The sequence below is a fragment of the Thiocapsa bogorovii genome (assembly GCF_021228795.1).
In the GTDB taxonomy this organism is placed as follows: Bacteria; Pseudomonadota; Gammaproteobacteria; order Chromatiales; family Chromatiaceae; genus Thiocapsa; species Thiocapsa bogorovii.
Genome location: NZ_CP089309.1, coordinates 1,027,684 through 1,049,214 on the forward strand (window position 1 = coordinate 1,027,684; position 21,531 = coordinate 1,049,214).

General features: G+C 65.3%; 16 protein-coding genes. 7 read left to right on the forward strand and 9 right to left on the reverse strand.

Annotated features, from left to right (window positions below; all coding sequences use genetic code 11):
- Positions 1-9: 9 nt before the first annotated feature.
- The gene (gene nikR / locus LT988_RS04715) at positions 10-462 is read left to right on the forward strand and encodes a nickel-responsive transcriptional regulator NikR (RefSeq protein ID WP_232409075.1); all 453 of its coding nucleotides are present in this window, start codon (positions 10-12) and stop codon (positions 460-462) included.
- 210 nt (positions 463-672) lie between these two features.
- On the opposite strand, the gene LT988_RS04720 is transcribed toward nikR, so the two are convergent.
- The 8 genes from LT988_RS04720 to LT988_RS04755 all read right to left on the reverse strand — a co-directional run bounded on the left by LT988_RS04720 (position 673) and on the right by LT988_RS04755 (position 10,040).
- Positions 673-1,575 carry a transglutaminase family protein gene (locus LT988_RS04720; protein WP_232409076.1) on the reverse strand — a complete coding sequence of 301 codons (903 nt, stop codon included), beginning with the start codon at positions 1,573-1,575 and terminating at the stop codon, positions 673-675.
- Positions 1,572-2,537, reverse strand: coding sequence for an alpha-E domain-containing protein (locus LT988_RS04725; protein WP_232409077.1), 966 nt, complete (start codon positions 2,535-2,537; stop codon positions 1,572-1,574). The genes LT988_RS04720 and LT988_RS04725 overlap by 4 nt, the downstream gene beginning before the upstream one ends.
- Positions 2,537-4,009 (reverse strand): circularly permuted type 2 ATP-grasp protein, encoded by a 1,473-nt coding sequence (locus tag LT988_RS04730; RefSeq protein ID WP_232409078.1) that lies wholly within the window; start codon positions 4,007-4,009, stop codon positions 2,537-2,539. Before LT988_RS04730 ends, LT988_RS04725 begins: the two co-directional genes overlap by 1 nt.
- Before the next feature lie 215 nt (positions 4,010-4,224).
- Positions 4,225-4,869 (reverse strand): potassium channel family protein, encoded by a 645-nt coding sequence (locus LT988_RS04735; protein ID WP_232409079.1) that lies wholly within the window; start codon positions 4,867-4,869, stop codon positions 4,225-4,227.
- Positions 4,870-5,212: 343 nt separating this feature from the next.
- Complete coding sequence (locus tag LT988_RS04740) at positions 5,213-6,646, reverse strand: TrkH family potassium uptake protein (RefSeq protein ID WP_232409080.1); 1,434 nt, start codon at positions 6,644-6,646, stop codon at positions 5,213-5,215.
- 3 nt (positions 6,647-6,649) lie between these two features.
- The gene (locus LT988_RS04745; RefSeq protein WP_232409081.1) at positions 6,650-8,473 is read right to left on the reverse strand and encodes an adenosylcobalamin-dependent ribonucleoside-diphosphate reductase; all 1,824 of its coding nucleotides are present in this window, start codon (positions 8,471-8,473) and stop codon (positions 6,650-6,652) included.
- A 287-nt stretch (positions 8,474-8,760) separates the two neighbouring features.
- A complete protein-coding gene (locus LT988_RS04750; protein ID WP_232409082.1) occupies positions 8,761-9,264 on the reverse strand; it encodes a hypothetical protein in 504 nt (167 codons plus the stop codon).
- A 194-nt stretch (positions 9,265-9,458) separates the two neighbouring features.
- Complete coding sequence (locus LT988_RS04755) at positions 9,459-10,040, reverse strand: HdeA/HdeB family chaperone (protein WP_232409083.1); 582 nt, start codon at positions 10,038-10,040, stop codon at positions 9,459-9,461.
- A gap of 322 nt (positions 10,041-10,362) precedes the next feature.
- On the opposite strand from LT988_RS04755, the gene LT988_RS04760 reads away from it, so the two are divergent.
- The 5 genes from LT988_RS04760 to LT988_RS04780 are packed head-to-tail and all read left to right on the forward strand — an operon-like array spanning position 10,363 to position 19,152.
- Positions 10,363-11,547: a YiiX/YebB-like N1pC/P60 family cysteine hydrolase gene (locus LT988_RS04760; RefSeq protein ID WP_232409084.1), complete on the forward strand. Its 1,185-nt coding sequence runs from the start codon at positions 10,363-10,365 to the stop codon at positions 11,545-11,547.
- A 1-nt stretch (position 11,548) separates the two neighbouring features.
- Positions 11,549-13,879 carry an acyl-CoA dehydrogenase gene (locus LT988_RS04765; protein ID WP_232409085.1) on the forward strand — a complete coding sequence of 777 codons (2,331 nt, stop codon included), beginning with the start codon at positions 11,549-11,551 and terminating at the stop codon, positions 13,877-13,879.
- 17 nt (positions 13,880-13,896) lie between these two features.
- Entirely contained in the window at positions 13,897-15,210 is a 1,314-nt protein-coding gene (locus tag LT988_RS04770; protein ID WP_232409086.1) for an acetyl-CoA C-acetyltransferase, read from the forward strand.
- On the forward strand, positions 15,207-17,297 hold the full coding sequence (locus LT988_RS04775; protein WP_232409087.1) for a 3-hydroxyacyl-CoA dehydrogenase NAD-binding domain-containing protein: 2,091 nt from the start codon (positions 15,207-15,209) through the stop codon (positions 17,295-17,297). Before LT988_RS04770 ends, LT988_RS04775 begins: the two co-directional genes overlap by 4 nt.
- Before the next feature lies 1 nt (position 17,298).
- The gene (locus LT988_RS04780; protein ID WP_232409088.1) at positions 17,299-19,152 is read left to right on the forward strand and encodes an AMP-dependent synthetase/ligase; all 1,854 of its coding nucleotides are present in this window, start codon (positions 17,299-17,301) and stop codon (positions 19,150-19,152) included.
- A 490-nt stretch (positions 19,153-19,642) separates the two neighbouring features.
- On the opposite strand, the gene galE is transcribed toward LT988_RS04780, so the two are convergent.
- Entirely contained in the window at positions 19,643-20,653 is a 1,011-nt protein-coding gene (galE, locus tag LT988_RS04785; RefSeq protein ID WP_232409089.1) for a UDP-glucose 4-epimerase GalE, read from the reverse strand.
- Between the two features lie 164 nt (positions 20,654-20,817).
- On the opposite strand from galE, the gene LT988_RS04790 reads away from it, so the two are divergent.
- Entirely contained in the window at positions 20,818-21,525 is a 708-nt protein-coding gene (locus tag LT988_RS04790; protein ID WP_408648072.1) for a TIGR04283 family arsenosugar biosynthesis glycosyltransferase, read from the forward strand.
- Positions 21,526-21,531 lie beyond the last annotated feature (6 nt).

Below are 21,531 nucleotides of genomic sequence, written 5' to 3' on the forward strand. Positions count from 1 at the left end.
AGACCCGAAATGTCCACTGTCGATGAAGCCATTGTGGAGGAACCCGTTCGCGAGGAAACCATCCGCTTCAGCGTCTCCCTGCCCCGCGCCTTGCTGGAAGAGCTCGATCGCCGCGTCGTGAACAAGGGGTACGCCTCGCGCTCCGAGCTGGTGCGTGACCTGATCCGCGAGCGGATCGTCGAAGAGACCTGGGAGCGCGGCGATGTGGAGGTCGCAGGCGTGCTCACCATCGTCTACGACCACCATCAGCGCGAGCTCACCCAGCACATCCTGGACATCCAACATCGCCAATACATCCACGTCGTCGCGACAACCCATGTCCATATGGACCATCACAACTGTCTGGAAACCATCATCATCCGCGGCATGCCGGCCGAGATCGAGCGGCTGAGTCTGGAGATCGGGGGGTTGCGGGGCGTGCGATTCTCTGAGTTGACGCGGGCCTCGCGCGTCCAGAACTAAAACTAAACCGCGTCCGGTGTTCTCCAAGAACGTCGAGTCGATAGAGAGGTTAAAGCACTCTTGAGACGCCGGAGTCGACGCGGTTTAGGATAATAAAAACAATATCTTACAATTCTTGAACCGCGTCGACTCCGACTTCTTTGGGTCGGACGAGGCAAGACGCAATCCGCGATGTTCGCATATCATTTCGGACGCGGTTCAATTCGCATATCACTCCGAACGCGGTTCAATTGGGGTGACGGCTAGGGTTTCTTCGAGCTCCGGAGTCGATCCGTCGCTGCGACAGGTCTGACGCAGCGGCTGCACGTCGCCTGCATCGCGTCCGACTGCGACGCGCATGTAGGTCGCGTCGGCGAGCAGCCCCATGGCCGGGTCGACGCCGCGCCAGCCGCCGCCGGGGATCAGCACCTCGGCCCAGTGATGAAGCCGCTGCTCACGCGGCTGCGTGCCCGGCGGATCTTCATCGTCCGGGTCGAAATAGCTCGCATCCAGATATCCGGACACGAATCGTGCCGGAATGGACCACTGCCGCATGAGAGCAATCAAGAGGTGCGCCAGATCGGCGGCGCAACCGCGACCGGCGTCGAACAGCGCGGGCAATGCCGCGACCGGCAGCTCGTACTCCGGGTCGAACGGGGTCACCGACTGAATCCAGGCGCTTGCCTCCTGCACCTGATGGAGGACCGGCCGATCCTCACGCAGCGTCGGCACCCGGTGTCCAGAGATATGCTCGGGCAGCGCGGGGGTCAGCGGCCCTTGATGCAGGACGAAATCCCAAAGGCGCGGGGCTTGATGAAGGGCGTCGTCGATCCAGGCGCGTTCGCGCTCCTGCGCAATCACTGGGAAGTCGAAGGGGTTGTGACGGAACGTTTCCACCTCGGCCGTCATGGTGAAGGCGAGCTCTCGGTGCGCACCCATCACTGCGAAGTGATGCGAGAGATTCCCGTACCCGTCCCGGCAAGCGGCAACGCCCGCGTCGGGTGCCACCGAGAGCTGGATCTGAAGGAGCGACTGACTCTCGTCGTCCCATGGCGCCAGTCGGATCTGGACATGGTGCTCACGTGCCGGAGCCGCGAAGTGGATCCGACAAACCCGCTCAATCTGATATCTCACTGAGCATCATCCCCCAGGTGCGCCTCGAAATAATCACGCTGCAGCGCCGTGCCGAGATCGGCCAAGAGCCCCAGGAAGTCGTCGAGATACTCATGCAGACCGAGATCCAGAATCCCTTGAGGTGTTGCGCCGTCGAGATGTCGACGCAGCGCCGCGAGGCGCTCGGGTACTGCTCCGTCCGGCCAGGTCCCGATGCGTGCGAGCGCGCGTTCCATACCGTCCACACAGTAGGCGAGCGAACGCGGGAAATCCGTGTCGAGCACCACAAATTCGACGACGTCGATCGGCCGGATACCTCCCTGATATGTCCTGCGATAGGCCTCGAACCCGGAAAGCGACTTGAGCAGCGCACCCCACTGATAGTAGTCCAACGGCGAGCCGACGAGCTTCAGATCCGGCAGCAGCAGGTGATAGCGCGTATCCAGGATGCGCGCGGTCATGTCTGCGCGCTCCTGGAGACTGCCGAATGCCATGAAGCCGTAGGCTTGACCACGCATCATGGTGCTTTGGGTCAGACCGAAGAAGGCCGCGACCTGGCGATGGATGAAGGCGTAGAACTCGGCCGCACGCCAAGGCTGCAGCGTCGTCTTCAGATGCTTATCCGCCGAGAGCCACAGTTCGTTGAGCGCCTCCCACATCTCGCCCGAGATGCGGTCGCGCACCACCCGTGCGTTCTCGCGGGCGAACTTCAAACTGAGCAGGAGCGAGCCCGGATTGTTGCGGTCCTGCGTGAGCAGATGGATAACGCGCTGAACCGTCACGCGTCCGTCGGCGTGCATTCCCTCGTAGAGCTCGTCGGCACCCATGATGGTGAGCAGGGGACGCCACTGCATCTCCTCGGTCGCACCCTCGTCGGCCTCGAGCATGTAGACGACATTGATATCGAGCACCCGCGCGGTATTGTCCGCGCGCTCCAAGTGCCGGGTCATCCAGTACAGCGATTCGGCGATGCGACTCAACATCAATCGGCAAGCACCCAGGTGTCTTTGCTGCCCCCGCCCTGCGAGGAGTTCACGACCAAGGATCCCTTGGTCATGGCGACCCGGGTCAAACCGCCCGGGACCACCTCGATATCGCTGCCGTAGATGCTGAACGGACGCAGATCGAGATGGCGCGACTCCAGCTCCCCGTCGAGATAGCAGATGTGGCGCGAGAGCTGGATTACCGGCTGGGCGATATAGTTGCGCGGGTTCTCTTCGATCTTGCGGGCGAACTCCGCGCGCTGCGCGGTGGTGGACGAGGGTCCCATCAGCATCCCGTAGCCGCCGGATTCCGCGACCGCCTTGATGACCATCTTCTCCATGTTGTCGAGCACGTACATGCGGTCCTGATGATCGGTCATCTGATAGGTCGGAACACTCGGCAGGATGGGTGATTCGCCGAGGTAGTAGCGGATGATGTCCGGGACATAGGCATAGACCGCCTTGTCGTCGGCGATGCCCGCCCCCGGTGCATTGGCCAAGGCGACGTTGCCGGCACGCCAGGCGTTGATGATCCCGGCCACGCCCAGCTCGGAGTCCGAGCGAAACACCAGCGGATCGAGGAAGTCGTCGTCGACGCGCCGATAGACCACATCGACCTGCCGCAGACCCTGCGTGGTCTTGAGATAGACCTTGTCGTTCTTGCAGACCAGATCGCGTCCCTCGGCCAGCTCCACGCCCATCTCTTTGGCGAGAAAAGTGTGCTCGAAATAGGCCGAGTTGAAGATGCCGGGAGTGAGCACGACGATGGTCGCGTCGTCCGCGCCGCGCGGAGAGAGATGACGCAGCGCCTGCAGCAACAGCGCCGGATAGTGCTCGACCCGGCGGACCCGATAGCGGGCGAAAAATTCGGGCAGGATGCGCCGCTCCACGATCCGGTTTTCGATCATGTAGGAGACGCCGGATGGGGTGCGCAGGTTGTCCTCGAGGACCAGATAGCGACCGTCCTCGTCGCGGATTAGATCCACCCCACTGATGTGGGTGTAGATATCGTGCGGCGGGGTGATATCCATGATCTCGCGCCGGAAATCCTTGCCCCGGTAGATCAGCTCAGGCGGCACGACACCGTCCTTGAGGATCCGTTGACCGTGATAGAGATCCTTGAGGAACAGGTTCAGAGCCCGGATGCGCTGCTTAAGTCCGGCCTCGATCTGCGCCCACTCGATGGCCGTGATGATGCGCGGGAGGATGTCGAACGGCCAGACGCGCTCGATCCCCTCCTCGTCGTTGGAGTAAACGGTGAAGGTCACCCCTTCGGTGTGCAACGTCAGATGGGCATCGCGAGCCTTGGCCCCAAGGATCTGCTGCCCCGTGGTCTGGATGTGCTCCCACATCGGCAGGTAGTGATCGCGCGGCCGGAAGTCGTCCTGATAGAACTCGTGGTAGGCCATCGATTGTCCCGCACGTTGCATCTGGATCTGGCCGGCACCGCCGGATTGAAATTGTCTAAGCATCTGCGTGAACCCCACAACATGGCCCATAACGGAGAAAACCTGTCAAGAAACGCGCCAACGTCGGGTTCGTCGCGACGCGACGCCAAACCCCTTGTTTCTATGAGACTCTTTCCACAGGGAGGACGGCATCGCAGCAGCGTGTCGCACCATCGGGGTGCACCGCTATAAGGAGGGACCACAAAACGAGGCACCGACGCACGAAGATCGAGCGCGCCCTACTGAAACCGCTGGCGGAGTGTTTTCAGACCCCGTGCACGCGTCAGCAACACCACCTCGTCACCGATCTGCAGATGCATCTGCGGATCGGCGAATTTAAGCTCCTCGCCGTTGCGATACACGCAGATCGCCCGCGCGATATCCGGGATTGCCAATTCCTCGAGCGCCGTCGCCGACGCCTCGTCGACCTTGAACGAAAAGATCCGCGTGTCGCCGCGCAGGATGTCGGAGATGGCGATGATGTCCTGGCCCTCGGCCATGTCGGCGAGATAGCGGCCGACGGTGTGCATCGGCACCAGCGAGTCGGCGAGACCCAGCTCGGCGCAGATGTGCTCCAGGTCGGGATCTTCAATCTTGGTCACGACCCGTCGATAACCGAGTGAACGTGCGACCAGACTGGCGATGATGTTGGACTGATCGTCGTGGGTCAGGCAAAAGAGCAGATCGGTATTCTCGGGATCGGCCTCGCGCAGGATCGCCGGCCGGGTCCCGTCTCCGTGGATAAAACCCACGTCGAGCTCGTCGCGAAACCGCTCGATCGTCGTCGGATCGCGCTCGACGATGACGACCTCGTGACCGCGCTCCACGAGCATCCGTCCGGTGAGCACCGCGAGGGTTCCGCTGCCGATGAAAACGAATCGCATGTCGAGTCCCTCGATGCGGGGAAAGCCTCCGGCTTCCAGCCTCCAGCTCCCAGCCTTTAGCCTTTAGCCGTTAGCCGTTAGCCGTTAGCCGTTAGCCGTTAGCCGTTAGCCGTTAGCCGTTAGCCGTTAGCCGTTAGCCGTTACTGTAGTTGATTTCCGGACCTCAGCATCCCGACTACGCATTCCGGCAAGACTTGCAGTCGTCCTCTTCCAAGCGTCCTGAGTGCCGGAGGGGGCAAGCTCCATCCGACCCTATCGGGCCGTCGCGCCGACTGAAGAGGACGACTGCAAGTCGTCTATCCCGGGAGCTGTCGCCGCTTCGCGACGCCCGCCGGATCTAGGTTCAAGGCTTATACCAAGTCCCCGGAAAGAGCAGAACCAGCAAGGCGATGATCTCCAGACGTCCTGCCAGCATGTTCAGGCTCAGCAGCAGCTTGAGCCAGGGCTCGAGGTCTGGGCTGGTGACACCCGCGGACAAGCCGACGGTCGCCGTGGCCGAAACCACCTCGAAGAGTGCGTCCAGCGCCGGATAGCCGGCGACAAGAAAGGCCATCCAGGACCCGAGCACCAGCAGCAAGAACAGCAGGATCAGCACCAAGGCATGCTCGATCTGGAGGCCGTCGAGGGTCCGTCCTGCGATCGCCGGTTGAACCACGGCATGGCGGGGCAGTTGAACGCGCATTACGGCAAGCTGGATCATGCGGATCAGGATCAGCAGGCGCAGGAGCTTGATCCCGCCGGCCGTGGACCCGGCGGCGCCGCCCGTAGCCATCGACAGAATCAGGACACCTTTGGCCGCAGGATTCAGCTCGCTCGAATCCAACGTCGAAAAGCCCGTGGTCGTCTGAGCGGAACCGGCCTGGAGCAGCGCATCCGCAGGCGACAGACCCCCGAGCCACCAGAGCAGTCCCGTCACCAGGGCGACGGCCACGATCAGCGCCCGCAGCTCGGGATCGAGCAGAAGGACGACGGGGCCGGACCTCCAAACCCTGTAGTACAAGAAAAGCGGCAAGGCGCCGAGCAGCGACACGCCAAAGAGCGCGAACTGAGCGCTTCGGCCGAAGCCGGCCAGGCTGTCGGAGACACTGCCGAACCCGCCGGTCGAGATCGCAGCCAGCGTATGAATAACAGCCTCGAAGGGCGACAGATCGGTCGGCAGGACCAGAATCAAACCTGCTACCGTGAGCAGCACATAAATTGTAAAGGCACGCCGGGCGTGGATCCGCGTCCCTTGCGGCAGGCTGTCCTCGTCCGCCCCGGCATCGGCCAGCCGACGCATGTCCTCGCTCCGCCCGAAGGCCAGGGCGAGGGACAAGACCACGATACCCAAGCCGCCGAACCACTGCATCCAAGCGCGCGTGAAAAGGAAGGCATCGGAGTGGAGCTCGGGGCTCGGCACCAGACTCAGACCGGTCGTCGTCACGCCCGAGACCGACTCGAACCAGGCATCCAAAGGTGACAGACCCTCCGCGGTGAGCGGATAGGTCATGAGGGCCGCTGCGATGATGAAGGTCAGGGCCGTGATCACCAGCGCCTCGTTGGCCTGCAGAGGCCGGTCGTTCGGGCGGATGAGAGCAAAGGCACCGAGCGCCAAGGCCGGCAGCACAGCGGCGAGCAGGATGCGCCGCGCCAGCTCCCAGTCAAAGGTCGCCGCCGCGAAGGCCAAAGGCACTGAGAAGAGCACCGCCAGAATCAGCGCAAGCTGACCCAGATGATGCAGCACCATCGCCGGGCGCACCGGCTGCATGAGCGGCTTGACGGCGGGATGGAAGGACATGCCTCAGTCCCCGTCCCGCTCCGACGGGCAGCAAGGGCCCGACGCTTCGGGCGTGCGGGCTTCGAGATCGTCGCTCAGGATCTCGCCGGTCACCGGGTTGGGCCTGAAGGTCGTGCAGCCTTTCAGGCCGAGGTCGTAGGCGCGCCGATAGAGCCGCTCGAAGGACGCGAACGGGATCTGCGTCGGCACGTTGATGGTCTTGGAGATGGCATTGTCGACATAGTGCTGAACGGCCGCCTGCATCGCCAAATGCTCCTCCGGTGCCACTTCGCGCGCGGCGACGAAGGCCGGCGGGCCGGGACGCCGACCGAAGCGCTCGCGCCAGAGCTGAACGGCATGATCTTCGACCCGATGCCGCTCGGAGGTGCCGTCGCCCGTGCGGACTCGCCGATGTTGCACCCGTGCAAAGACAGGCTCGATACCGCTCGAGAGGTCGTTCGCGAGCAGGCTGATGGTCCCGGTCGGCGCAATCGCGGTGAGATGCGAGTTGCGGATCCCGATCGAGGCGATCCCGGCCCGAATGTCCTCGGGCAGTCGCCGCACGAAGGGCGAAGCCAGGTAGGCATCGCGTACCAGGTACGGAAACGGACCCTTCTCCAGGGCAAGGGCAACCGAGGTTCGGTAGGCCGCATGACAGACCGTTCGCATCGCCGCCGCCGCCCGATCACGCCCGGCCGGGCTATCGTAGCGCAATCCCAACATCACGAGCGCATCGGCCAGGCCCGTGATCCCGAGACCGATGCGGCGACTCCCTCGCGCCTGCTCGGCCTGCTCGGGAAGTGGAAAACGCGACAGATCGATCACCGCATCCAACATCCGCGTCGCGACACCCGCCGCGTCCGCAAGCGCGTCCAGATCGAGCGACGCGTTCTCGTCGAAGGGCTCCCGCACGAACGCGGTCATGTTGAGCGCGCCCAGATCGCAGGCGCCCCAGCTCGGCAACGGGATCTCGCCACAAGGGTTTGTGGCACAGATGCGCTCCCGATAGGCCAGATTGTTCTCGGCGTTGATCCGATCGATGAAGAGCACACCGGGCTCGGCCGCGTCGTAGTTGGCCCGCATGAGGCGCGCCCAGAGCGCGCGGGCCGGCAGGATGCGCAGAACCGCACACGCGACAGGCGCATCACAGCCGGGCCAGACGCGCATCAGGCGGCCGGGGAAGCGGGCTCGGTCACGCTGCGCCATCTTCTCGACCGGAAACACCAGCTCCCAAGGCGCATCCGCCGCCAGCGCCTGCATCAAGTCATCCGTGACCAGCACCGAAAGATTGAAGTTGCGCAGCGCATCGGCGTCCCGCTTAACGTCGATGAAGACCTCGATGTCGGGATGGTCGCAGCGCAGCGTCCCCATCATGGCCCCGCGGCGCACCCCGGTCGAGAGCAGCGTCGCGCACATGCTGTCCCACAGGCCCATGAAGGACACCGGCCCAGAGGCCGTGCCCCCGACCCGCTCCGCACGCAGACCGGCGGGGCGCAGCGTGGAAAAGTCGCAACCCACACCCCCGCCCTGCTGCATGGTGAGCGCCGCATCCCGCAGCGCATCGAAGATGCCGGCAAGGTCATCCGGGATCGGGCCCATGACGAAACAGTTGAACAGGGTCAGGTCCCGATCCACGCCGGCCCCGGCGAGGATCCGCCCGCCCGGCAGAAACCGAAAGCCCGTCAGCAGGTCCAGATACCGCGCTGCCCAAATTTCTCGATCGACCGGCTCGGCCGATGCCAGCGCGCGCGCAACCCGTTGCCGAGTCGCATCGAGATCGTTCTCGCCTTCGGCCCGATAGCGGCTCTCCCAGACGAGACGCGAAATTGTCGGCTGCCGGTCGTTCATATCCTGTCAACGTCGCGAAACCATAGCCTGCGGCATGCAGCGATCACGGGCCGGATCGAGGCTCCAGACCGATTCAAGACTGGCACATCGACCGGGTTCCGCCAAGACCGGCACGGCGTCGTTCATAAGATCGGCCGACCCGCAGCAAGGCCATCGCCTGAAACATTCCCGGTGTCGCAAGGTCTGGTTGACTCACGCAGCTCGCGTGTCGGGTAATACGCCAAGTTGCGACGCCATTCCTGTGAGCCGAGGCGCTTGCTCGCTTCGCGGTGCGGATCGCTCGAATCTTAAAGCGAGTGACTTGGCAGGGGTCCGAAAAACAGCTGCTTGGCCTTTTCCTTGCCGATCAGGCGCACCAACTCATGCAAGGTGCAGTACATCAGAATCAACAAGAACAGGAGGATCTGAACGGCCCAGAAATGGGGCCAGATGATCTCGGCGAGCAGTTTCTCGTTGCCCGCGACCAAACCGCCTGCTTGTCTCGCGAAGTCGAAGAGCCGCTCCGCATAATGCACCGCCGCCGCGACCATCTGATACAGCAGCGTCTTCCAGACCACGTTGTAGATCAGCGGTTTTTTGGGATAACGATTGATAATGGGCAGCAAGTCGGCGATCAGCACGGCCTTGCCCAGGATGAGGGCAGCGAGTGCAACCGATAACGATGTCGTAGCCCGGATGCCGGTCCCCTCGAGCATCAAGACGCGGATCACGACCACCAGGTGCAGGGCGACGAAGAAGTAGAGCGTCGGCGGCAGGATCGCCAAAAACTCCTCTTTAAGCTTGGTGAGCATTTTATTCGTGGTGTCCGCTGTTCGTGCCGGACGGAATACCCGGCGCCGTTGGGGTCTCCCGATCCGCGAGTGCGGATCGGGCATCACCCGCATCGCTCTGAACCGCGTCCCCGCCAAGAGTCGTGGACGCGCCAAACGTCGAGCTCACTCGAAACTCAGTATCTCGAAACTCGGTCTCTCGCTCTGGACACGGTTTAGAGCTTCGACTCGACCTTTTTCATCTCGGCCTTGGCCTTCTGCCAGAAGGTCTCCTTGGGAGCCTTCTTGCATTCCTCGACGACGAAGGGGACCACCGTCTCGATGCCCTCGACGTCCACGGCCTCGGCCTCGGGCTTGCCGTTCTCACCGTAGGCGACTGCCCAGGACACCGCCTCGGGCTGGAAGCTCTCTTCCAAACCGAGAAACTCCTCGCACGTCATCTTGGCATCGGGTTTCTTGGACGAAGCATGTTGGCTCTTGGACGTGTCTGCTTTGCCTGTCGTGTGTGCACCGCCAGATGCAATCCGAAGCTTCTCGCCGGTCTTGACCACGTCGGAGCTCAGCTTGTTGGCTGCCTTGAGTGCATCGACCGAGACCTTGAAACGCTGGCTGATCGCGAAGAGGTCATCGCCCTCGACCACCACATAGGTCGCGGTGGCGGAGTCGTACTTGCCTTCGGCATGGGCGCGCGGACCCGTGTCCGCGGCATGGACACTTCCGAACGCCAGACAGGACGTCAACGCCGCGACCGAGCAGGCCGCTTTCAGTGCGGATCGACGGGATGGGGTCTGCTTCATAGCTTTTTCACCTTGGGTTGAGTTGACTGGGTGTGGGTCTTGACCCGGGCAGGGGATGTCGGCCGATCCCGACGGCCGTACCTCGATCGATCACATCAAAGCGGAAGCTGCGGCGGCCGACAACGGCCAAGAACACCGGGATCAGGGGCAATCCGATGATGTCGATAAAGAGCGGCGGTGGTGCTGCGGCGGGAAGCGTACCCTCAAGGACCCGAACTTGGTAGCTCGGATCATCCCCGAGGGGCCCCGGCGCGCCCCGAAACATTCCCGGCCTGCTAGAGGTCTGAGTGATTAACTGACCTCGCTTGTCGGGTAAATCGCCATGACACGACTCCGCGCCCCCGTCCGGGGATGGATGATCGGCTGGCTAACCAAGGAAGGAGAGCCGCACGAGGTCCCCTTGTGCGATTTCCAGCACCTCAGCGAAGCCCTTCAGCCCGGCGATGTGGTGCTGGTCGAAGGTCGAACCCGTGTCGGCGGCATCATCAAACTGATCACTCAGAGTGCCTGGACCCATGCCGCGCTCTACATCGGACGCCTGCACGACATCGAAGACCGCACGCTGCGCAACCTCGTCGTGCAGCACTATCAACGCGACCACAGCGAGCAGCTCCTGCTCGAGGCGCTGATCGGCGAGGGGACGCGGATCTCGCCGCTGGCGCGCTACGCCAACGACCATCTTCGGATCTGTCGCCCGCACGGGCTCTCTCGAGGCGACGCGCAGCGGGTCATCGGATACGCCATCCGCCGCCTCGGAAGCGGCTACGACGTCCGTCAGCTGCTCGATCTCGCCCGTTTCTTTCTGCCTTGGGGCATCGTGCCGCGGCGCTGGCGTTCCAGCCTCTTTCAGGCCAACGCGGGCGGCGTGACGCGCAACGTCTGCGCCGGGCTAATCGCGGAGTCTTTCGCCGCGGTCGACTTCCCGATCCTGCCCTTCATCGATCGCAGTGCAAGCGGGACCCTGCGCTTCTTCAAGCGCAACCCACGGCTCTTCACGCCGCGTGACTTCGACTACTCGCCCTATTTCGACATCATCAAGTATCCCTTCCTCGGGATCGACGAGATCGGCCTGTATCGCCGATTGCCCTGGTGCAGGACAGAGGTGCTGCTGAACGACCGCAGCCGCTCCTATCGTGCCGCCGCGAGTGCGGCTTGGGTGGTCGGTCCCGCCGGCCGAGTCACGGTCGGCGACCTGCCTTGCGGGTGCTCCGAGACGCTCGGCTCGGCGGACACACTTTCGTTGCATCCCAAAGACCTGAAGGACACGGACATCGACCCGATCCGGCGACGCCTGAGGGCGCAGCTGTCCGGTGGCCGCAGCGACCGGCAATCCTCGCGTGACGTCCCGAGCCCGGACAGGTTCTTGGCCCAATTGCGCTGCCTGCTCCCGGGGTCGAGATCGCCGTCGGGCCCGCAGGCGATCATCGGCAACAGGCACTTGAAACCGACCACACCGGGCTCGGAACCGGCGAAGCCCAAGGCGGCCGTCTCGACCGAGGACTGCTGATATGACCATCCCGTTCATTACGTTTGGCACCATCGCCGCGGCGATCGCGGGGCTTCCACTGATCGCGCCGCTGCGCCGGGTTCTGATCACCCGACACCTGCTCGCGCAGTTCCGGCGTGTCATGCCGGCCATGTCCCGCACCGAACGGGAGGCATTGGAGGCCGGGGGGACCTGGTGGGATGCGGAGCTCTTCTCGGGACGCCCGGAATGGACGCGTCTGCGCGACCTGCCCCCGGCCCGCTTGAGCCCCGCCGAGCAGGCCTTCCTGGACGGCCCGGTCGAGCAGCTCTGTCGCATGCTCGATGACTGGCGCATCACCCACGAGGACCTGGATCTCCCGCCCGAGGTCTGGTCCTTCATCCGGCGCGAGCGCCTCTTCGGTGTCGTGATTCCGACCCGCTACGGCGGGCTCGGCTTCTCCCCACTCGCCCACTCGGAGGTGGTCATGAAGCTCGCCAGCCGCAGCATCACTGCCGCGGTGACCGTGATGGTGCCCAACAGTCTGGGTCCGGCCGAGTTGCTGCTGCACTACGGCACGCAAGCCCAGCGCGAGCGCTGGCTCCCGCGCTTGGCGAGCGGCGAGGAGATCCCCTGCTTCGGGCTGACCGGACCGACGGCCGGCAGCGACGCGGCCTCGACACCGGACACCGGCGTGGTCGGTCAGGGCGTCTTCAAGGGTCGCCCCACGCTCGGGATCCGCATCGATTTCGACAAGCGCTACATCACCTTGGGACCGGTCGCGACGCTCATCGGACTGGCCTTCCGATTGACCGACCCGGACCGTCTGCTCGGCGACGATCCGCAGCCCGGCTTGACCCTGGCCCTCATCCCGGCCGACACCCCCGGCATCGAACGGGGGCGCCGACATCTGCCGCTCGGCATCCCGTTCCAGAACGGCCCGCTGACCGGGCGCGGTGTCTTCATCCCGGTCGATTGGGTCATCGGCGGTCGCGACGGGATCGGCAAGGGCTGGCGCATGCTCATGGAGTCGCTCTCGGAGGGCCGCGGCATCTCGCTGCCTGCGCTCGCCACCGGCGGCGGCAAGCTGGCCGCGCGCTATACCGGGGCCTATGCCCGCATCCGCAAACAGTTCGGCCGCCCGATCGGCGAATTCGAAGGGGTCGAGGCCGCGCTCGCACGCATCGCCGGGCGGACCTATCAGATGGACGCCGCGCGCAGGGTCTTCCTCGCCGCGCTGCAGGCCGGCGAGCATCCGGCCGTGCTCTCGGCGGTGCTCAAGTATCAGCTCACCGAAGGCTATCGGCAGGTCATCAACGACGCCATGGACGTACAAGGCGGAAGCGGGATTTGTCTCGGACCCGCCAATCCGCTCGGGCGGGTCTATCAGGCAATCCCGATCGCCATCACGGTCGAAGGCGCGAACATCCTGACGCGCAACCTCATCGTCTTCGGTCAGGGCGCATTGCGGTGTCATCCGCACGTGCTGGAAGAGTTTCGGACCGCGGGAGATCCGAACCCGAAGGCGGCGCTGGAGCGCTTCGATGCAGCCATCGCAGGACATGTCGGCTTCCTGATCCGCAACCTCTTGCGGACACTGCGCGATGGACTGACCGGCGGACATCTCGCCGCACGGCCCATCGCAGGCTGGCTCGGCGCCCACTATCAGCGGCTTGATTGGCTGAGCAGCGTCTTCGCCCTCAATGCGGATCTCGCCATGATGACCTTGGGCGGAAGCCTGAAACGGCGCGAACGTCTGTCCGCGCGGCTGGGCGACATCCTGAGTCTGCTGTTCATGGCTTCCTGCACGCTCAAGCATTTCGAGGACCAGGGCCGACCGGAGGCCGACCGGGATCTGGTCGAGTGGGCCATGGCGGATCACTTGATCCGCATCCAGGGGGCGCTGGTCGCGCTCTGGCGGAACTTCCCCCGGCGCGGTCTTGCACGGCTCCTGCGGGTCATCAGCTTCCCGACCGGACTGCCCTTCCAGGGGCCGAGCGACGCGCTGGAGCATCGCGTGGCCCGGCTGATCCTGGAGCCGGGTGCGTCCCGCGATCGCCTGACCGCGGGGATCTTCGTCAGCCGCGATCCGAGCTTGGCCGTCGGTCGCATCGAGCTGGCTTTGACGGCAGCGACCCGCGCGGAGGAGGTCAATCGCGTCCTGCGCGCGGCCGTCCGTCAGGGGCGCTTGGGTGAAGGAGACGACCCGGCACGGATCCGCGAGGCGGTCGCGGCACGGCTGATCACCGCGGATGACGCGGCGGCGCTTCGGGAGGCGGAACAGCTTCGCGATGCCGTCATCAGGGTCGACAGTTTTGCCGCGCTGCGGCCCGCGCAGCCCCGCGTTCAAGATGAAGCGCGCGCCGCGGCCTAATCCGAGAGGAGGACGAGATGAGCGAACGCACAGGGTCGAACACCCGACCTGTCTATCTGGTCGACGGCTGCAGGACACCCTTTCTGAAGGCACGCGGGGTCCCCGGGCCCTTTAGCGCCGCGGATCTCGCGGTCGGCGCGGGCCGTCCACTCCTGCTGCGTCAGCCGTTCCCGGCAGAGGCGATCGACGAGGTCATCCTCGGGTGCGTGGTCCCGAGCCCGGAGGAGATGAACGTCGCGCGAATTGCCGCACTGCGTCTCGGCTGCAGCGAGCGCACCCCGGCCTGGACGGTCCAACGCAACTGCGCCTCCGGGCTTCAGGCACTGGACAGCGCCGCGCAGTCGATCGCCTCGGGCCGGGCGGATCTGGTCCTGGCCGGCGGCACCGAGGCCATGAGCCATGCACCGGTCCTCTTCGGGCGCGCCTTCGTCGATTGGCTGGGACGCTGGTCGCGCGCCCGCGGCCCGACAGCCCGCGGACGGCTGCTGACGCAGCTGCGACCGCAGGATCTCGTCCCGGTGATCGGCCTGCTCAAGGGCCTCACCGACCCCATCGTGGGTCTCTCGATGGGTCAGACCGCCGAGCATCTCGCCTGGCGGTTCGGGATCGATCGCGAGGCCATGGACAGGTTCGCCCTGCGCAGCCACCAGCGCCTGGGGACCGCACTGTCCGACCATGTCTTTTCCGACGAGATCACGCCGCTCATTGCCCCAGACGGAACTGCTTATGCTCGAGATGAAGGCTATCGGGCCGACTCGGACCTCGAACAACTCGGCGCCCTGCGCCCCGTCTTCGACCGACCCACGGGCGCGGTGACGGCCGGCAACAGCGCACAGGTCACGGACGGGGCCGCGCTGCTCCTGCTGGCCTCCGAGGAGGCGATGGAGCGTTGGGATATGACCGTGCTCGCGCAGCTCGTCGATATTCAATGGGCGGCACTCGACCCGACCGAGATGGGCCTTGGACCGGTCCACGCCATGGCCCCGCTGCTGCATCGCCGGGGGCTCGCGACCGTCGACATCGACCAGTTCGAGATCAACGAGGCCTTCGCCGCACAGGTCCTCGCCTGCCAGGAGGCCTGGTCGGACCGCCACTATCGCGAAGAGGTTCTGGGCGACGAGCCCGATCAGCCGATCCCGGACGATGCCCTGAATCCGGAGGGCGGCGCGGTCGCCATCGGCCATCCGGTCGGTGCAAGCGGTGCACGTCTGGCGCTCCACCTGGCGCTGTCCATGAAGCGTCGAGGATTGACCCGGGGCGTTGCAAGTCTTTGTATCGGAGGCGGTCAGGGCGGAGCCCTGCTGCTTCGAGCCGAAGGAGGTGTGCCATGAAGACACTCTGGACGATCGAACAAGACGCCACGGACGGATTCTGCCGGCTCGGGATCGACGACGCCTCGCACGGCGTCAACCTGCTCTCGATCGCCGCTCTCGATGAACTGGACACGCGTCTGGACGAGATCGAAAGCGCACTCGAAACCGGGATTGCGCCGGGACCCCACTCGCATCCGATCACGGGACTCATCATCCATTCGCGCAAACCCAAGGGATTCATCGCCGGCGCGGATGTCGGCGAGTTCGAGCAACTCACTGATCCGGCCGCGGCCGAGCGCCACATCCGCCGGGTCCACGCCCTGCTCGCGCGCATCGAGGCTCTGCCGATCCCGACATTGGCCTTGATCCACGGCGTCTGCCTCGGCGGCGGCCTGGAGCTTGCGTTGGCGTGCCGTTATCGCATCGCGAGCGACGACCCCGCGACCAAGCTCGGCTTCCCCGAGGTGAGACTCGGGATCTTCCCCGGCTACGGCGGCACCTGGCGCGCCATCCGCACGCTTGGACCCGTCGCGGCCATGCAGGCCATGTTGACCGGAAAAACCTACTCGGCCCGCCAGGCCGGCAAGATGGGTCTGGTCGACCGTGTCCTTCCGCAACGTCAGTTGGACGCAGGCGCTCGCGAGCTGATTCGCGCCGCACCGTTACCAAGCCGGGCGAACTTTTCGCAGCGTCTGCCCAATCTTCCGCCGCTGCGCGGTTGGGTCGCGCGCCGGATCACCCGCCGCACGGCGGCCAAGGTGAGGCAGGAGCACTACCCTGCCCCCTTCGCCCTGATCGAGCACTGGCGCGACAACGGCGCGAGCGCACGGGGTCTGCTCGACGGCGAGGCCCGACGCGTACCCGAGCTTCTGCTCGGCGAGACCTCGACCAATCTGAGGCGCATCTTCCATCTCCAGGAACGCCTCAAGGCCCTATCCGATGCCGAGGTCCCGCGTCCGCAACGGGTCCATGTCGTCGGGGCCGGAGTGATGGGGGGCGACATTGCCGCCTGGTGCGCGCTCAACGCGCTGACGGTGACCCTGCAGGATCTCTCGCTCGATCAGATCGGACGCGCCATGGCGCGTGCCCATCGGCTCTTCGAGCAACGCCTGCGGGATCCCCGGTTGGTCCGCGAGGCCTGGGACCGGTTGATCCCGGACCCGGACGGCGCAGGTCTGCGACGCACCGACCTCGTGATCGAGGCGGTCGCGGAGCAGGCGCAGATCAAGCAACGGCTGTTCGCCGAGATCGAAACGCGCGTCCCCGCCCACGCCCTGCTCGCCACCAACACCTCGAGCATTCCGCTGGAGCGCATCGGCGAGGGTCTTCGAGATCCGGGGCGTCTCGTCGGTTTGCACTTCTTCAACCCGGTCGCACGGATGCAGCTCGTCGAGGTCGTCCACCGCACCTCGACACGACCCGAATCGCTTCGGCGCGGCCTCGCTGCGGTCCGCGCACTCGACCGGCTCCCGCTGCCGGTGCGCAGCAGCCCGGGATTCCTGGTCAACCGCGTCCTCATGCCCTATCTGCTCGAGGCCGTGGACCTGCTCGACGAGGGTGTCTCCATCGCCGCGATCGACGAGGCCGCGATCGGTTACGGGATGCCGATGGGCCCGCTGGCGCTCGCCGATACGGTCGGGCTCGACATCTGCCTGGCCGTCGCCGACACGCTCGGACCCGCCTTGACCGCCCCGGAAGAGACGCCGGAACGTCTGCGCCGGATGGTCGCGGGCGGACAGCTCGGGAAGAAAAGCGGACGAGGCTTCTATCGCTACCGCGACGGACAGGCCATGCGCGAGTCCATCCCGCATGGCGATCGGCCGCCGCAGGATCTCGCCGAGCGGCTGATCTTTCGCCTGCTCAACGAGTGCGTCGCCTGTCTGCGCGAAGGTGTGGTCGAGGATCCGGACCTGCTCGACGCCGGCGTTGTCTTCGGCACGGGCTTCGCCCCGCATCGCGGCGGCCCGCTTCACGACATCGCCCAAGGCGGCTGGGACCGCATGCGCGAGCGCCTGGATGCGCTCCAACGCGACCATGGCCGCCACTTCAGGCCGGATCGAGGCTGGCAGCTGACACCGGCCGGGCTCTATCGAGGAGGACACTGACATGTTGCTGTTCGATCAAACCGGAACGACGGGCGTCTCCACGCGCCTGCTCGATCTCATCTCGGCCGAAGCGGCCGTCAGCCTCTGCGGCCTCTTGCTCGAACGTGTCGCACGCACCCCGGATGAAGTGGCCTACGTTCAGTTCGACGAGCCCACACAGACCTGGATCGAGACGACGTGGCGCGACACCGCCCGCACGGTCGCGCATTGGCAAGCGGCCCTGACGCGCGAGGGTCTCTCGCCCGGGGACCGTGTAGCCATCATGATGCGCAATCGGCGCGAATGGGTTGCCTTCGATCTGGCCGCGCTCGGTCTGGGCCTAGTCACGGTGCCGCTCTATCCCAACGACCGGGCCGAGGCGATCCGGCACATCCTCGACGAGGCAGGCGTTCGACTCCTGCTGCTCGAGACCGCCGCGCAACGCGTCGAGTTGTCCGCGATCGACCCGACGCTCGCCCGGCTCAAACGTCTGCTCATCCTGGAGCCGGGCGAAACGGCGCTGCCCGCCGACACGCACGCGGTAAGCGATTGGCTCGGCGAGGCGCTGACCTCGAGCGATCATCGCCCCATCGACCGGGTCGACAACCCCGACGCCTTGGCGACCATCGTCTACACCTCCGGCACGACCGGGCATCCGAAGGGGGTGATGCTCAGCCATCGCAACATCCTCTGGAACGCCGAGGCATCGCTCGCCCTCATCCCGGCCAGGGTGGAAGACCGCTTCCTCTCCTTCCTGCCGCTCTCGCACACGCTCGAGCGGACCGCCGGATGCGTGCTGCCGATCATGGCGGGCTCCAGTGTCACCTTTGCGCGGTCGATCCCGCAGCTGGCCGAAGACCTGCTGCAGATCCAACCGACCGTGATGATCGCGGTCCCGCGCATCTTCGAGCGGGTCCATGCCAAGCTGCGCGAGCGGCTCGACGGCGAATCCCCGTTGAAGCGCCGGCTCTTCGAGCACGCCGTCAGCACCGGCTGGGCGCGTTTCGAGCACAGCCAGGGGCGAGCGCGTTGGCACCCGCGCCTGCTCGCCGCTCCGCTGCTCGACCGGCTGGTGGGCGCCAAGATCCGCGCGCGTTTCGGCGGACGCCTGCGGGTTGCCGTCTGCGGCGGGGCACCCTTGGCACCGGACATCGCACACGTCTTCCTCGGCCTCGGCGTTCCGCTCGTGCAGGGCTACGGGCTCACCGAGACCAGCCCCGTGATCAGCGTCAGCCCGCTCGACGACAACATCCCCGAAAGCGTCGGCCGGCCGCTGCCCGGACTCGAGTACCGGATCGGAGACCTCGACGAGCTGATCGTGCGCTCGCCCGGCGTCATGTCCGGCTACTGGAAACAGCCGCAAGCGACCGCCGAGGTGCTCGACGCCGAGGGTTGGCTCAAGACCGGCGACCAGGTCCGCATCCAGGACGGCCACATCTTCATTACCGGCCGTATCAAGGACGTCCTGGTGCTCGCCAACGGCGAGAAGGTCGCGCCGGCCGATATCGAGCTGGCCATCACCGTTGACCCGCTCTTCGAGCAAGTCCTGGTCATCGGCGAAGGACGCCCCTTCCTGAGCGCGCTCGTGGTTCTGAACCTGGATGTCTACGCCCGGGTAGCACAAGCGGAAGGACTGCCGGCCGATCCCATGATCGCCGATGCCGACGGCCGATTGGAGCCCGTTCTGCAAGACAGGATCGAGCGCAAGCTCACCGGCTTCTCCGGTTATGCGAAGATCCGACGCGTGGCGTTGGCCGCCTGCCCCTGGTCTATCGAGAACGATCGCATGACGCCGACGATGAAGCTCAAACGGGCTAAGATCCTGGCCGACTATCGCGAGGCGCTCACCCGACTCTATGTGGGACACGAGCATTGATGCAGGGGGGCATGGAGGCGGCAACGCCGGAGCAACCGTTCAACCTAGATCCGGTAGTTGAACGGCCCCTGGAGTGCGTCCCGCGCGGTGTCCGGCAAGGCGAAACGAGGCAGCGTAGTGGTTCTACGACAACGCGTTGCAACGCAGTCGGGCGCCGCGCGGGGCGTGCTCCAGGGGTCGTAGCGGCCTTCACCCAACCGGTGAGCCATTTGATAGGCGCGATCGTTAAGACCGTCAAGACCTTGCATGAAGCACGAAGCGGTCAACTGCCGGATCTAGTTCAATGACACGTGATCCATCTTGGCCCCTCTCCCCTCGCGGAAGAGGGGTTGGGGAGAGGGGGAGAATGAACCGGAATGTCTAAGGTGTCTCTGCGCCGTTGCTGAGCAGGCTCAGGGACAGCATCTCCCGGCGACAGGGCGAATAAATACGCCCCACATCAGACGGCCTGCAGGCAGGGGGCGTCGGGATAGCGTTTCCGAGAATCGCCTCAGTCCCTGTCCTCTCGCTCCAACGCCGGCCCGCGGTGCCAATCCCACGCAGTGCGGATAATGGCGTCGAGGCTCGCGTAGGCGGGCACCCAACCCAACTCGTCGTGGATGCGGCTCGCATCCCCGACCAGGCGCGGCGGATCACCGGCACGGCGCGCGCCGAATTCGACGGGCACAGTCGACCCCGTGACCCGCTCGGTGGCGGCGATGACATCGCGTACCGAGAAGCCCTGACCGTTGCCCAGGTTGTAGACGCGACTCGGCGCCCCGCCGAGCAGTGCCTCAAGTGCCCGGAGATGCGCTTGGGCGAGATCGGCGACGTGGATGTAGTCGCGGATGCAGGTTCCGTCGGGCGTGTCGTAATCGGTGCCGTAGACGGTGAGTCCGGGTCCAGTTCCAGCAGCGGCCGCGATGGCGAGCGGGATGAGGTGAGTCTCCGGATCATGATCCTCGCCGATCTCGGCTTCCGGGTCCGCACCGGCGGCGTTGAAATAACGCAGCGCGATCGCGCGCAGACCGTGGGCTCTGTCGAAGTCGGCGAGCATACGCTCGACCATGAGCTTGGACGCGCCGTAAGGATTGATCGGGTTCTGCGGGTGGTCTTCGTCGATGCGTTCGCTGCGCGGGTCGCCGTAGGTGGCGCAGGTGCTCGAGAACACGAGCGGAGCGACACCGTGATCGCGCATCGCCTCGAGCAGGGTCAGGGTTCCGGCAACATTGTTGCGGTAGTACTTGCCCGGGTGCTGGACGGATTCGCCGACGTAGCAAAACGCGGCGAAGTGCATCACCGCCGCGGGCCGATGGCTCTCGAATACCGCATCGAGCCGCGCTCGGTCCCGAATGTCGCCCTCTTCGAGAGGCCCCCAACGCACCGCCCAACGATGGCCATGCACCAGATTATCGTAGACGATGGGGCGGTAACCGGCTTGGTGAAGCAGCTTGCAGGCGTGGCTCCCGATATAACCCGCTCCGCCTGTGACGAGGATGGGTATTCCGATGGTGTCGTGCATCCGATTCCCTGCGATCTCATAGACCCTGTAAAAGGCATTGAAAAGGGTGCCGGATCGGCCCTGTCCCGATGGGATAGGAGCGTTCGGCGTCCCGCGTCCGTGGCTGAGGCTAGCATGAACCCTTCGCCGACACAGCCGCGTAAAACAACTCAGGCGTTTACCGAATCATGCGCAGAGGGTCAAGCATCTCCGTCGTTATCCCGACCCTCAACGAGGCGAAGGACATCGTCTCGCTCCTTGCGGCACTCGTACCCGTCCGCACGGCAGGCGGCGAGATCCTGATCGTCGACGGGGACAGTCCGGACGGCACGGCCGGTGTCGCCGCACCCCATGCGGACCGCGTTCTGAGCGCACCGCGCGGCCGCGCCGCCCAGATGAACGCCGGCGCCGCGGCAGCCCGGGGCGATCTCCTTGTCTTTCTGCACGCGGACACGCGAGCGCCGATCGAGACGCTGCTTCGACTTCCCGATTGGCTCGCGCGCAGCGGGCGATCCTGGGGCCGCTTCGACGTGCGGATCGAGGGGCACCATCCACTCCTCCCGTGCATCGCCTGGAGCATGAGCCAACGTTCGCGTCTTACCGGGATCGCCACCGGAGATCAGGCGATCTTCGTGGAACGAGCCCTGTTCGAGCACGTCGGCGGTTATCCCGAGATCCCCTTGATGGAGGACATCGCACTGTCGCGTCGGCTCAAGCGCCACGGACCACCGCTGTGTGTGCGCGAGCACGTCGTCACCTCGGGGCGGCGCTGGGAGAGCAAGGGTGTCGCTCGCACCGTGCTGCTCATGTGGTGGTTGCGACTGGCCTATGCACTCGGCGTCCATCCCGACCGGCTGTCGCGCATCTACGGGCATCGTTCGCGGCCGGATTGATCCTGG